This is a genomic window from Leisingera sp. ANG1 (assembly GCF_000203975.2).
In the GTDB taxonomy this organism is placed as follows: domain Bacteria; phylum Pseudomonadota; class Alphaproteobacteria; order Rhodobacterales; family Rhodobacteraceae; genus Leisingera.
The window spans coordinates 522,790-535,606 of record NZ_AFCF02000001.1 but is presented as its reverse complement, the minus strand read 5'-3'; the positions used below and the strand labels follow the sequence as shown (position 1 = coordinate 535,606).

General features: G+C 61.2%; 12 protein-coding genes. 5 read left to right on the top strand and 7 right to left on the bottom strand.

Translation table 11 applies throughout. The annotated features are described in order from the left end of the window. Nucleotides 1-332 precede the first annotated feature (332 nt). Nucleotides 333-2,051 (top strand): O-linked N-acetylglucosamine transferase, SPINDLY family protein, encoded by a 1,719-nt coding sequence (locus GC1_RS02595; protein ID WP_152612403.1) that lies wholly within the window; start codon nt 333-335, stop codon nt 2,049-2,051. 77 nt (nt 2,052-2,128) lie between these two features. Here GC1_RS02595 and GC1_RS02590 read toward each other — a convergent pair whose 3' ends face one another. The 3 genes from GC1_RS02590 to GC1_RS02580 form a co-directional block, all read right to left on the bottom strand. Beyond that, nucleotides 2,129-2,731 carry a L,D-transpeptidase gene (locus tag GC1_RS02590; protein WP_019296913.1) on the bottom strand — a complete coding sequence of 201 codons (603 nt, stop codon included), beginning with the start codon at nt 2,729-2,731 and terminating at the stop codon, nt 2,129-2,131. A 148-nt stretch (nt 2,732-2,879) separates the two neighbouring features. After that, complete coding sequence (locus GC1_RS02585) at nt 2,880-3,914, bottom strand: fatty acid desaturase (protein ID WP_019296914.1); 1,035 nt, start codon at nt 3,912-3,914, stop codon at nt 2,880-2,882. Nucleotides 3,915-4,116: 202 nt separating this feature from the next. Continuing rightward, on the bottom strand, nt 4,117-5,616 hold the full coding sequence (locus tag GC1_RS02580; RefSeq protein ID WP_019296915.1) for a CoA-acylating methylmalonate-semialdehyde dehydrogenase: 1,500 nt from the start codon (nt 5,614-5,616) through the stop codon (nt 4,117-4,119). A gap of 137 nt (nt 5,617-5,753) precedes the next feature. Between GC1_RS02580 and GC1_RS02575 the strand changes: the two genes are divergently transcribed. The 3 genes from GC1_RS02575 (at nt 5,754) to coaD (ending at nt 7,768) form a co-directional block, all read left to right on the top strand. Further along, complete coding sequence (locus GC1_RS02575; protein WP_019296916.1) at nt 5,754-6,650, top strand: LysR family transcriptional regulator; 897 nt, start codon at nt 5,754-5,756, stop codon at nt 6,648-6,650. A 55-nt stretch (nt 6,651-6,705) separates the two neighbouring features. Next, complete coding sequence (locus tag GC1_RS02570) at nt 6,706-7,143, top strand: CBS domain-containing protein (RefSeq protein ID WP_019296917.1); 438 nt, start codon at nt 6,706-6,708, stop codon at nt 7,141-7,143. Between the two features lie 124 nt (nt 7,144-7,267). After that, nucleotides 7,268-7,768, top strand: a complete 501-nt coding sequence (coaD, locus tag GC1_RS02565; protein WP_019296918.1) for a pantetheine-phosphate adenylyltransferase — start codon at nt 7,268-7,270, stop codon at nt 7,766-7,768. Nucleotides 7,769-7,855: 87 nt separating this feature from the next. On the opposite strand, the gene GC1_RS22665 is transcribed toward coaD, so the two are convergent. Together GC1_RS22665 and gap are read right to left on the bottom strand one after the other, a co-directional pair. After that, a complete protein-coding gene (locus tag GC1_RS22665) occupies nt 7,856-7,999 on the bottom strand; it encodes a hypothetical protein (RefSeq protein ID WP_019296919.1) in 144 nt (47 codons plus the stop codon). Between the two features lie 75 nt (nt 8,000-8,074). Next, nucleotides 8,075-9,076 (bottom strand): type I glyceraldehyde-3-phosphate dehydrogenase, encoded by a 1,002-nt coding sequence (gene gap, locus GC1_RS02555; protein ID WP_039136330.1) that lies wholly within the window; start codon nt 9,074-9,076, stop codon nt 8,075-8,077. 242 nt (nt 9,077-9,318) lie between these two features. Here gap and GC1_RS02550 point away from each other — a divergent pair, with 242 nt between their 5' ends. Next, nucleotides 9,319-10,275, top strand: coding sequence for a DUF808 domain-containing protein (locus GC1_RS02550; protein ID WP_019297745.1), 957 nt, complete (start codon nt 9,319-9,321; stop codon nt 10,273-10,275). Nucleotides 10,276-10,295: 20 nt separating this feature from the next. On the opposite strand, the gene GC1_RS02545 is transcribed toward GC1_RS02550, so the two are convergent. Both GC1_RS02545 and tkt read right to left on the bottom strand, forming a co-directional pair. After that, nucleotides 10,296-10,619, bottom strand: coding sequence for a hypothetical protein (locus GC1_RS02545; RefSeq protein ID WP_019297746.1), 324 nt, complete (start codon nt 10,617-10,619; stop codon nt 10,296-10,298). A gap of 169 nt (nt 10,620-10,788) precedes the next feature. Continuing rightward, nucleotides 10,789-12,810 carry a transketolase gene (gene tkt / locus GC1_RS02540; protein WP_019297747.1) on the bottom strand — a complete coding sequence of 674 codons (2,022 nt, stop codon included), beginning with the start codon at nt 12,808-12,810 and terminating at the stop codon, nt 10,789-10,791. Between the last annotated feature and the right edge of the window lie 7 nt (nt 12,811-12,817).

The window sequence follows — 12,817 nt, the reverse complement described above, 5'->3', positions numbered from 1 at the left end:
TCCCGTCGCTCAGATGAATTGAACAGTTGTTTATTTAATAGCGGCCAGCGGACGCTGAGGCAAGCTGCGCAAATGCAAAGCCGCCGTGCAGCAATGCCGCGGCTTCCCGCCCCGCGGTCAGGAGAAAATTAAGAAACTTCGGCGAAACTCTGTCTCAAACCGGTCAAGTGCAGGTGAATCCTGCCTAACGCATTCCAAAAGGAGCAGGCGAAGTGTCAAATTCTGGGGCGCAGCATTTTCTGGCAACCAACCTCAGCGGGCCCGCAAAGGGAGCGGGCAAAACACTGAATTTCCCGGGCGCCGTGGCCAGCAACGAACGGGCAAATTTCGCCATGGCAATGAAGCATGGCATGATCAAGTCGACCGATGCGCCGGTCAGGGAGCAGGTCGTGCGTTTGATGAAGCTGGCCCGCCGCAAGGCGATTGAGCGCAGTTTCGACGATGCGGTCTACCTGATGCAGCAGGCGCTGGAACTCGACCCCAAGAACCGGGGGGTGCACACCGCGCTTGGCGAGGTGTACGAACTGATGGAAAAGCGCGACAAGGCGATCCTTTGCCATGTTGAGGCACTGCGGCTTGAGCCGCGGAACCCGGAATGCCTGTCCTACATTGGCAGTTTTCTGATGCGGATCGGTCAGGAAGAGGAAGCCATCAATTACTTTCAGGACTGCCTGAAGTTCGCCCCGAATAACGACGTTGTCTTTGCCCGCATGATGCACCTGAAGCGGCATAAATGCGACTGGTCCGACTTTGACAAGACACGCCGGAAGATCAGGAACAGTACCAAGGCTATGACGGCGATTGACCCGTTTTCGTTCCTGAGCCTTGTCGACGATCCCGAAATGCAAATGAAGTTTTCAATCCTTGCAGCCAACGTCAACAGGGTCTGCAAGAGCGAGACCGCCACATTCACCGCACCGCTGGCAAAGAAAGACAAGATCCGGATCGGCTATTTCTCCTGTGATTTCCTGAACCACGCGACCATGTTCCTGATTGGCCGGATGTTCGAATTGCATGACCGGGAGAAGTTCGAGATTTACATCTACGACTACGGCGCCATGAACGACAATGAAGGCCGGCAGCGGGCAGAAGACTCCGCTGATGTCTACCGGCATGTCGGCGGTATGGCGAGCGAGATAATCGTCGATCAAGCGCGGGCGGATGGCCTGGACATTGCCGTCGACCTCAAGGGGCACACAAAGGGCAACCGGGTCAACCTGTTTGACCACCGCATGGCGCCGGTTCAGGTGTCGTATCTGGGCTACCCTGGAACCTCCGGAGTGGACTCCATCGACTACATGGTGGCAGACCCAATTGTCGTGCCGCCGAAGTACCGGAAATACTACACGGAAAAAGTCCTCTATATGCCGGACTGCTACCAGTCCAATGATGACCAGCGTAAGGCCGCTGAGACGAAGCCCACGCGAGCGGATGTGGGCCTTCCGGAGGATGCGCTGGTGTTCTGTTCCTTCAACAGTTCCTACAAGGTGTCGCCGGATGAATTCGATATCTGGATGAAACTGCTGAAGCTGGTGCCGGACAGTGTTCTGTGGTTCTACGCGTCCAGGGACGGCATCCGCGAAAATATCCTTGCGGAGGCGAAGCGGCGCGGCGTCGGCCCGGAACGGATCGTATTTGCGGCCCAGGTCAAACAAGAGGAACACCTGGCGCGTCTGCCGCTGGCGGATATTTTCCTGGACACTTTCTTTGTCAACGCCCACACCACTGCCAGTGACGCACTGTGGGCCGGCGTGCCGGTTGTCACCAAGATCGGCAAGCAGTTCGCGGCCCGGGTTGCCGCCAGCCTGCTGCACTCCGTCGGGCTGGATGAGCTGACCGCAACCACACCGCAGCAATACCAGGCGCTGGCGCTGAAGCTGGCCCGCGACCGGGAATACCTGGCGGATGTGAAGGCACGGGTGAAACAGGGGATCGAGGACGGCCCGCTCTATGACACTGAGAAGTTCACCCGCAACTTCGAGGCATTGCTGGAAAAGTCGCTGGAGCGTTTCAACGCCGGGCTGAAGCCGGACCATATCAGCCTGTCCTGACAGCCGGCCAAAACAAAAACAGGGCGCGGAGTTTTCCGCGCCCTTTTCTATTCAGCCTGCCGCTGCCGCCACGTAGGTCAGAGCAAGCGCACCTGGGTGCCGATCTGCACCAGCTCATACAGGTCTTCGACGTGCTGGTTGTAAAGGCCGATACAGCCGGAGGAGCTTTGCCGTCCGATCTTGCGGGTGTCATGGGTGCCGTGCACCAGATAGGCCGGCCAGTCCAGATACATGGCACGGGTGCCCAGCGGGTTGTTCGGAACCCCGCCTTCGATTGTCACCGGCAGCGACGGGTCGCGCTCGCGCATCGACGCGGTCGGGGTCCAGCTCGGGTTTTCCTTCTTGCGCACCACTTCGGTGTAGCCGCGCTTGGTCAGGTCCTCTGTCATAGGCACCGAAGAGGGGAACAGCCGGTAAGTTTCGCCGTCTGCGCCCCAGTAATGCAGCGCGCGGGAGCTGATGTCGGCCAGCAGGCAGCCAACGCCCAGCGTTTCAAAATGGTCCTGCCAGTTCTGCTGGGTGAAGGCGGAGGTGTTTCGCTGGACCGGAACTTCCTCGCGGATCGCCGGTTCGTTTTGCGGGAAGGCGTCTGTGGATTGGGCGCGCAGAAGGGCCGGGGTGGCCAGGGTTGCGCCAAGACCCATCAGGGTTGCGCGGCGGGTGATGCGGAGTTTGGTCATATTTCCTCTACCGTGCTGCTCGAAAACTCCGCCGCAAGATAAGCATGCCAACGAGTTTTCCTAGGGGCGGCATACCGGAATTTCCCAGCCTCACAAGCTTGTGTTGTGCCGGGCGGCGGAAGATTGCCGCCCTAGCATCAAACAACAATCAGGCTGACAGGCTGCGGGCCTGGGCAAAGGACAACAGGCGCTTGCTGTCCTCATCCCACAGGTGCAGCCGGGCATTGGCCAGGCTTTCACGAATTGTCATCCGGTTGCCCTCGGCCAATTCGGCATGGTCGCGCAGAACCTCGGGCAGGCGGTAGAAGGGGATGCGGCTGTAGAGGTGGTGCACATGGTGGATGCCGATATTGGCGCTGAGCCACTGCAGCACCGGCGGCAGCACGTAATGCGAACTGCCGTGCAGCGCGGCGTCATGCAGCTGCCAGTCCTCTTCCTGCTCCCACTGGGTGGTCTCGAACTGGTGCTGAACATAGAACAGCCACAGGCCTGCGGTAGCGGCGATCAGGGTGGCTGGAAGGAAGATCAGCACCAGCGGCATCAGCCCGCCGAAGTACCAGATCAGCCCCAGAGCGGCCAGGATAGAGGCATTGGTGCCCATGGCGCTGATCCAGTAGCGGGCCTGGCCGGTCAGGCCGTAGGGGATGCGGTTTTGCAGGAAGAACAGGTAGCCGGGACCAATGGCGAACAGTGTCACCGGGTGGCGGTACAGCCGGTAGACCAAACGGTCCCAGCGGCTGGCGGCGCGATATTCGGCCACCGTCATTGTGTGGATGTCGCCCATGCCGCGCTTGTCCAGGTTGCCATGGGTGCTGTGATGGATCGAATGGGTGCGGCGCCAGACGTCATAAGGTGTCAGGGTCAGTACGCCGATGATGCGGCCGACCCAGTCGCTGACATGCCGGTTGGAAAAGAAGGACCCATGACCGCAGTCGTGCTGGATGGTGAACAGGCGCAACAGGAATGCGGCGATCAGCACGGAAATGGCCAGAGTCAGCCAGTAGCTGACAGACAGCGACCACCAGGCCAGCGCCCAGAGCAGCAGGAAGGGCACCACCGTCACGGCCAGCTCAAAGCTGCTGCGCAGGGGGTTGGGGTCGCGGTATTGGGCCAGGATCTTGACCCAGTCGCGGGCGGTCTTTGCAGCCGCCTGCGGCTGGTCCGTTACTTCTGTCTTGCTCATGCGCCTGCCGTTTGTCTGTCTGTTCCTGCCCGGATAGACGAGTTACGCGGCGGAACAAGCAAAAACTGGCTGAAAAGCCTATTTTAACTTACACCGTGCCGTCAAAAGCGCCGCGGAAACCGGCGGTGCATCTGTCCCAGATGTCTGCAAAGGAAAAAGGCCCCGAAGTTTTCGGGGCCTTTTCCTGTTAGTCAGCAGTGGTTTAGTCCATTGCCTTGAAGTTGAACTCGCCGCCTTCCTTGATGCCCGAGGGCCAGCGGGAGGTCACGGTCTTGGTGCGGGTGTAGAACTTGAAGCTGTCCGGGCCGTGCTGGTTCAGGTCACCGAACATGGATTTCTTCCAGCCGCCGAAGGTGTGGTAGGCCAGCGGCACCGGGATCGGCACGTTGATACCCACCATGCCGATGTTCACACGGGAGGCGAAGTCACGCGCGGTGTCGCCGTCACGGGTGAAGATCGCGGTGCCGTTGCCGTACTCGTGGTCCATCGCCAGCTTCAACGCTTCCTCGTAAGTGCCTGCACGCACAGTGGAAAGCACCGGGCCGAAGATTTCCTGCTTGTAGATGTCCATGTCGGGGGTGACATGGTCGAACAGGTGGGCGCCGACAAAGAAACCGTCCTCGTAGCCCTGCAGTTTAAAGTCGCGGTTGTCGACAACCAGCTTGGCGCCCTGATCGACACCGGACTGGATCAGGCCAAGGATACGCTCCTTGGCGGCTGCGGTCACAACCGGGCCCAGGTCGACGTCGTCGCCGGCGGTGTAGGGGCCAACTTTCAGGGTCTCGATGCGCGGGATCAGCTTTTCGATCAGCTTGTCGGCGGTTTCTTCGCCAACCGGAACCGCAACCGAGATTGCCATGCAGCGTTCGCCAGCCGCGCCGAAGCCTGCGCCGACCAGCGCGTCTGCGGCCTGGTCCAGATCAGCATCGGGCATGATGATCATGTGGTTCTTGGCACCGCCGAAGCACTGGGCGCGCTTGCCGTTGGCGGTGGCGCGGGAATAGATGTACTGCGCAATCGGGGTGGAGCCCACGAAGGACACGCCCTGGATGATGTCGCTGTCCAGGATGGTATCAACCGCCTCGCGGTCGCCGTTCACCACCTGGAACACACCTTCGGGCAGGCCGGCCTCGACAAACAGTTCCGCCAGCATCAGCGGCACAGAGGGGTCGCGCTCGGACGGTTTCAGCACCACGGCGTTGCCGCAGGCCAGCGCCGGGCCGACGTGCCACAGGGGCATCATGGCCGGGAAGTTGAACGGCATGATCGAGCCGACAACACCCAGCGGCTGGCGCATGGAGTACATGTCGATGCCGGGGCCTGCGCTGTCGGTGAATTCACCCTTCAGCATTTGCGGCGCGCCGACGCAGTATTCGATCACTTCCAGGCCGCGCTGCAGGTCGCCCTTGGCGTCCGGGATGGTCTTGCCGTGCTCGCGGGACAGGGCCTCTGCCAGCTTGTCCATGTCGCGGTTCATCAGGCCAACCATCGCCATCATCACGCGGGCGCGTTTCTGCGGGTTGGTGGCGCCCCATGCGGGCTGCGCAGCGGCAGCTTTTTCGATCGCATCGGTGGTCTCAGCAGCGCTGGCCATCGGGCACTGGTACTGCACTTCGCCGGTTGCGGGGTTGAAGACATCGTCAAAGCGGCCCGAGGTGCCGGAGACCAGTTTGCCGTTGATAAAGTGGCCGAGTTCTTTCATCGGATCCTCCTCTGTTCATGTTGCCCTTATCGTAGGCTTGCAAAAAACACTGGAAAAGAGGAAACATTTCAAAGAGGCTTTGCAGGAGCGCAAAAGGTTAACGCCAGGTTAGCAGCAGAACGGAGGACCCGGGGCCAATGGATCCGCAGTGGGATGATATGAAAGTGTTTTTGGCGGTGGCGCGGGAGGCGAGCCTGTCCGGCGCCGGCCGCATCCTCAAGATGGACCCCGCCACCGTCGGCCGCCGCATCGCCCGGTTCGAGGCGGCGCTGGAAACCCCGCTGTTCGTGAAATCGCCGCAGGGCTATGCCCTCAGCGCAGCTGGCGACCGTCTGCTGGTCCATGCCGAAGCGGCAGAACAGGCCATGAGGGCAGGGACGGAAGCCTTGAGCGGCCCCAGCGATACCATGTCTGGCCAGATCCGCATCGGCGCGCCGGACGGCAGCGCCAACTACATATTGCCGCAGGTCTGCGCCCAGATCGCAAAGGACAACCCGGATCTGGACATCCAGATCGTGGCTCTGCCGCGCGTCATCAACCTCAGCCGCCGCGAAGCCGACATGGCAGTCACGGTCAGCGCCCCCACCGCGGGCAAGCTGCTGGTGCAGAAGATCTGCGACTATAAGCTGCACCTTGTGGCCTCGCGCCATTACCTGAAGGAACACCCGCCGATCGAAAAGCTGGAAGACCTGAAGGGTCACAAGATGATCGGCTATATCCCGGACATGATCTTCGACAAGGAACTGGACTACCTGAACGACATCGGCATTGAGCGGGTGGCGCTGGCGTCCAACTCTGTCTCGGTGCAGATCAAGATGGCGGCGCAAGGAACGGCGGTCTGCATTGCGCATGATTTCAGCCTGCCGGCCCACCGTATGCTGCGCAAGATCCTGACCGACAAGGTGAGCCTCACCCGCAGTTTCCACCTCGTGCGGCACCAGGGCGACCAGCGCAGCGAGCGGCTGAACCGATTTGCCCATGCCTTGTCCAAGGGTATCCGCGACGAGGTGGCCCGGCTGGAAGCCTTGACTTAAAGCTGCGTTGCGGCACACTTAATTTATTGAGAAGTTATTTCCGGAGGTCCCCAGCGTGCTCGTTCAAGAGATTTTAAAGTCCAAGGCCGGCTCGGGTGTTGTTACCGTCAGCCTGTTTGCGAGTGTCGCCGAAGCTGCAAAAGTGATGGCAGACAACCGTTTCGGCACCGTTGTGGTATCCGCAGACGGCGAATACCCGGATGGCATTCTGTCGGAGCGGGATATCGTGCGGGAACTGGCGAAGTCCGGTTCAGGCTGCCTGACGGAACCGGTCAGCGGTTATATGACCAAGGAACTGGTCACTTGCACGAGCCAGTCCAACGTCGGCGAGGTTCTTCAGCAGATGACCGACGGCCGGTTCCGCCACATGCCAGTGGTTGAGGGCGACGGCAAACTGATCGGGATCATCACCCTTGGCGATGCCGTCAAGGCGCAGTTGGCCCAGGTTGCGATGGAGAAGGACGCGCTGCAGGACATGATCATGGGTCACTGAGCCCGCAGGCAGGCGCGCGGGGCACTTGGCCGCAGGCTGCGCTTCCGTATTTCTGCCCCCTTGCAATGGCGGCTGCAAATATGTTTGCGTGTGCAGAAATTTCTGACAAGGCAGGAGGCCGCCCATGCGCGTTGGTCTGTATCCCGGCACATTTGATCCGATCACCATCGGGCATATCGACATCATCCGCCGCGCCAGCGCGCTGGTGGACAAGCTGGTGATCGGCGTTGCCATCAACCGCGACAAGGGGCCGCTGTTCCCGCTGGAGGAGCGGGTGGCGATGATCGAAGCGGAATGCGCCAAGCTGAGCGATGAGACCGGCACCGAGATCATTGCGCATCCGTTCGAAAACCTGCTGATCGACTGCGCCCGCGACGTGGGTGCACAGATCATCGTGCGCGGCCTGCGGGCGGTTGCCGATTTCGAGTACGAGTTCCAGATGGTTGGAATGAACCGGGCGCTGGACAGCTCGATCGAGACCGTGTTCCTGATGGCCGAGGCGCGGCATCAGGCGATTGCATCGAAACTGGTCAAGGAAATCGCCCGGTTGGATGGCGACGTGTCGAAATTCGTCACACCGCTTGTCAATGACAAGCTGATGGAGCGGTTGGGCAAAACCGGCTGACTCCGTTTACAGGTTTGGACGCAGGCAAAGCCGGGCTGACGCCCGGCTTTGTGCTATCTGTGGAACGCTGCGGGACTGTGCGGGACGTCAGCGCCAGAAAGCAGCCCAGTCGATCAGCGCAAACAGCTTCTTGCCGAGAAAGATCATATGCGTGTCGCCGAACAGGGCGATGTCAATCACCGCGGCGGCAATCAGGAACAGCCCGAGGTAAATGGCAATCCGGTTTGTCATGAAAGCTCCGCCGCAATTAAAAACGCCCGCCCAGATAACCTGAGCGGGCGCGAATTCTCAAGGGTCTAGGGGCGTTTAGCCCAGCTTGCCCATGGCCACGGCTACATCGGCCATGCGGACCGAGAAGCCCCATTCGTTGTCGTACCAGGCCAGGACGCGCACCATGCGGTCCTCGACCACGCGGGTCTGGTCCGGTGCGAAGATCGAGCTCTCCGGGGTGTGGTTGAAGTCGGTGGAGACCAGCGGCGCCGGCTCATAGCCCAGCACGCCCTTCATCGGGCCCTCAGCAGCCTCTTTGACGGCGGCGTTGACCTGCTCGGCGGTTACGTCGCGGCCGGCGCGGAAGGTCAGGTCCACTGCAGAGACGTTGGGCGTCGGCACGCGGATGGCGGAGCCGTCCAGGCGGCCTTTCAGGTTCGGCAGCACTTCGCCCAGGGCCTTGGCCGCGCCGGTCGAGGTCGGGATCATCGACATGGCGGCAGCGCGGGCGCGGTACAGGTCCTTGTGGCGGCGGTCCAGGGTCGGCTGGTCGCCGGTGTAGGCGTGGATGGTGGTCATGATGCCGTGCTCGATGCCGAACGCCTCGTCCAGCACCTTGGCCAGCGGCGCCAGGCAGTTGGTGGTGCAGGAGCCGTTGGAGATCATGGTGTCGCCGGCTTGCAGCTGGTCGTCATTGACGCCGAACACGATGGTCTTGTCGACGTTCTTGCCGGGGGCGGACAGCAGCACTTTCTTGGCGCCGCGCTCCAGGTGCGCCTTGGCCTTCTCGCCGTCGTTGAATTTGCCGGTGCATTCCAGAACCACGTCGCAGCCCGACCAGTCCAGCTCGTTCATGTCATAGGTGGAGAACATCTGCATGTCGCCGCGGCCCAGGTTCATGGTGCCGTCGCCGATGGTCACTTCACCCGGGAAACGGCCATGCACGGAGTCGTATTTGATCAGATGCGCTGCGGTTTCCAGCGGGCCGGTGGCGTTCACCTTGATCACTTCGATGTCGTCGCGGCCCGAGGCGGCGATGTGCGACAGGGTGCAGCGGCCGATGCGGCCAAAACCGTTGATCCCGACTTTGATGGTCATGAGTACGTCTCCAAGCGAGCAAAACCTTTGGCCGCCATATAGACCGGGGCGGATGTGGTCTAAAGGGGTAAAAGCGTCATTAAATGAAACTGTTAGCGCAAAATCATGATGTTGGCGATAACGGTTTGCGGCGGTGGCGGTAACGGAAATCCGCGCCCCGCGTGCGGTGGCGCTAACGCTTGTGCTGCGGCGCGGAACCGGGCAGATTGCCCCCAAACGCGAACAGGTTTGAGGGATTTGGCATGAGCGGATTGCTGGCGCTGCTGGATGATGTGGCGGGGATTGCCAAGGTTGCGGCGGCTTCGGTTGATGATGTGGCGGCAGCGGCGGGCAAGGCCGGGGCCAAGACCGCGGGCGTGATTATCGACGACGCCGCAGTGACGCCGAAGTATCTGCAGGGGTTTGCGCCCGCGCGCGAACTGCCGATCATCTGGCGCATTACCCGAGGCTCCTTGTTCAACAAGCTGATCCTGCTGATGCCCGTCGCCATGCTGCTGGCAAATTTTGCGCCTTGGGCAATTACGCCCCTGCTTATGCTGGGCGGGTCCTACCTGTGTTTCGAAGGTGCGGAGAAGGTCTTTCACGTGCTGTTCCCGCACGCGAGCCACGCCATCGACGAGGATATGAGCATCAAGGACCCGGGCCATCTGGAAGAGCAGAAGATCAAGGGCGCGATCAAGACCGATTTCATCCTGTCGGCCGAGATCATGACCATCGCGCTGGCCGCCATCGAGGCGCCGAACGTCTGGATGCAGGCTGCGACTCTGGCGGTGGTGGCGATCGGCGTGACGCTGGCGGTCTACGGCTCTGTCGCGCTGATCGTGAAGATGGACGATGTCGGCCTCTACCTAGCGCAGAACGCACCGACGCCGGTGGGGCGCGGATTGGGGCGCGGGCTGGTCAAGTTCATGCCGGTGCTGATGAAGATCCTGTCGGTGGTTGGCACCGCGGCGATGCTGTGGGTCGGCGGCTCCATCATCATCCACGGGCTGGAGGTTCTGGGCTTTGGCTGGCTGGGTCACCTGATCCACGACTGGGCTTATGCGGTTGGCCACGCGGTGCCTGCAGGCTGGACGGGCTTTGCTGAGTGGAGCGCCAAAGCAACGATGGACGGTGTGTTCGGCGTGGTGCTGGGGCTGCTGTTGATCCCGCTGGCGACCAAGGTTGTGGGGCCGGTGTTGGCTAGGATTGGGAACTAGTAGGTGGCTTAGTGAGTTGGTCAGCGTTTTTTACTGAGGTTCATCCGATTTTTTACGGCAAAAAGAAAGTGGGCCAGAAACGTAAAAGCGAACCATGTGCCAACTACCGTTGCCCATGCATACGGACCCGCTACATCTTGCTGTGATGCAATCCAAAGCGCCCAATAATAGCCTGCGGCAATCCCGCCGGCTTGGAAAATTCCTAAAGCCAAAAAGGTTTTGTGCCGTAGGCCAACAATCAAATCGAACACTATTACTGCGGCAATCAGGACTAACACCCCAGCTTCAAGGGTGTCTGTGAGTGTAGCGCCAATGATGAAAATAGTTGATTGAATTTCTACCATTTTCGCTTCCTCATTTCGTTACCCGGACATCGGGGCTGTTCGCATTGAATTCTGTACAAAAAAATGTTTGCTACCTTAAAAAGGTGGTCCACACGTAGGCTCCTCGCAGTAGCACAAAAGGGCACCCACTTGGGTGCCCTTACTATTAGTAATTGCCTTACGGCTTCGCTCAGCCCAGCAGCTCTTTCACCTTCGCCACTGTGCCCTTAGCCGTAATGCCGAAGCGCTCGAACAGCTCGCCTGCCGGGGCGGAGGCGCCGAAGCGGTCCATGCCGACGAAACCGGCTTTCTTCTCCTGACCGCGCTCGCCCAGCAGCCAGCGGTCCCAGCCGCCGTCGCGCACGGCGGCCTCGATACCCACACGCACCGGGCCTGCGGGCAGGACCTTGCGGCGGTAGGCTTCGTCCTGGGCTGCAAACAGCTCCATGCAGGGCATGGAGACGACGCGGGTGCCGATGCCTTCGGCCTCCAGCTTGGCCTTGGCGTCCATCGCCACAGAAACCTCAGAGCCGGTGGCGATCAGGATCACCTGGCGCTTGTTCTCTGCCTCGGCCAGCACATAGGCGCCTTTTTCGACCATGTTGGTCAGCTTGTGCTCGGTCCGGACGGTTGGCAGGTTCTGACGGGTCAGGGTCATCACCGACGGGGTTTCCTTGGACGTCAGGGCAATCTCCCAGGCCTCGGCGGTTTCGACGGTGTCGGCGGGGCGGAACACATAGGTGTTCGGGGTGGCGCGGCAGATTGCCAGATGTTCCACCGGCTGGTGGGTCGGGCCATCTTCGCCAACGCCGATCGAGTCGTGGGTCATCACGAAGACCGACGGGATTTTCGACAGGGCTGCCAGACGCATCGCCGGACGGGCATAGTCGGTGAAGCAGAAGAAGGTGCCGCCGTAGGGGCGCATGCCGCCGTGCAGCGCCATGCCGTTCATGGCTGCGGCCATGCCGTGCTCGCGGATGCCCCAGTAGACGTAGCGACCCTTGCGGTTGTCGGTGTCAAAGACGCCCAGATCACCGGTCTTGGTGTTGTTGGAGCCGGTGAGGTCGGCAGAGCCGCCCACGGTTTCCGGCATCAGCGGGTTGATCACTTCCAGCGCCATCTCGGAGGACTTGCGGGTGGCAACCTTGGGCTGCTCCTCGCTCACCTGCTTTTTCAGCGCCTTGATGGCAGCCGACAGTTTCTTGGGCGCGTCCAGAGCGTAGGCGCGGTTGAAGCGGTCCTGCTTCTGCTGCGACAGCTCGGCAAAGCGGGCTTCCCAGGCTTCGCGCTCGGACTTGCCGCGCGAACCGATCTCTTCCCATTGGGATTTGATCTCTGCCGGTACCTCAAACGCGCCGCCGGTCCAGCCGTAGGCGTCCTTGGCCGCTTTCAGCTGATCGGGATCGGTCAGGGCGCCGTGGCCCTTGGAGGTGTCCTGCGCGGCGTGGCCCAGGGCGATGTGGGTCTTGCAAGCGATCATCGAGGGTTTCTTCGATTTCTTCGCCGCGGTGATGGCCTCGTCGATGGCAACCGGATCGTGGCCGTCGATTTCCAACACCTGCCAGCCCGACGCCTTGAAGCGCTGCACCTGGTTGGTGCGGTCGGACAGATCAACGGTGCCGTCGATGGTGATGTTGTTGTTGTCCCAGAAGACAATCAGCTTGCCCAGCTGGTGGCGGCCTGCGAGGCCGATGGCCTCCTGGCTGATGCCCTCCATCAGGCAGCCGTCGCCTGCGATGACATAGGTGTGGTGATCGACAACCTTCTTGCCGTAATGGGCGCGCTGCATTTCCTCTGCCATGGCAAAGCCGACAGCGTTGGAGATGCCCTGGCCCAGCGGGCCGGTGGTGACTTCGACCGCGTCGATCAGGAAGTTCTCCGGGTGGCCCGCGGTGATGGCGCCGGTCTGGCGGAAGTTCTTGATCTGATCCAGGGTGACCTGCTTGTCGCCGGTGAGGTACAGCAGCGAGTAAATCAGCATCGAACCGTGGCCCGCCGACAGGATGAACCGGTCGCGGTCCGGCCACTGCGGGTTGGATGCATCGAACTTGAGGTGCTTTTCAAACAGCACGGTGGCGACATCGGCCATGCCGATCGGCATGCCGGTATGGCCGGAATTGGCGGCGGCAACCGCGTCCAGGGCCAGCGCGCGGATGGCGGCGGCTTTGTTCCAATGTTCGGGATTGGCGGTGCGCAGGGCTGTCAGGTCCACTTGGATT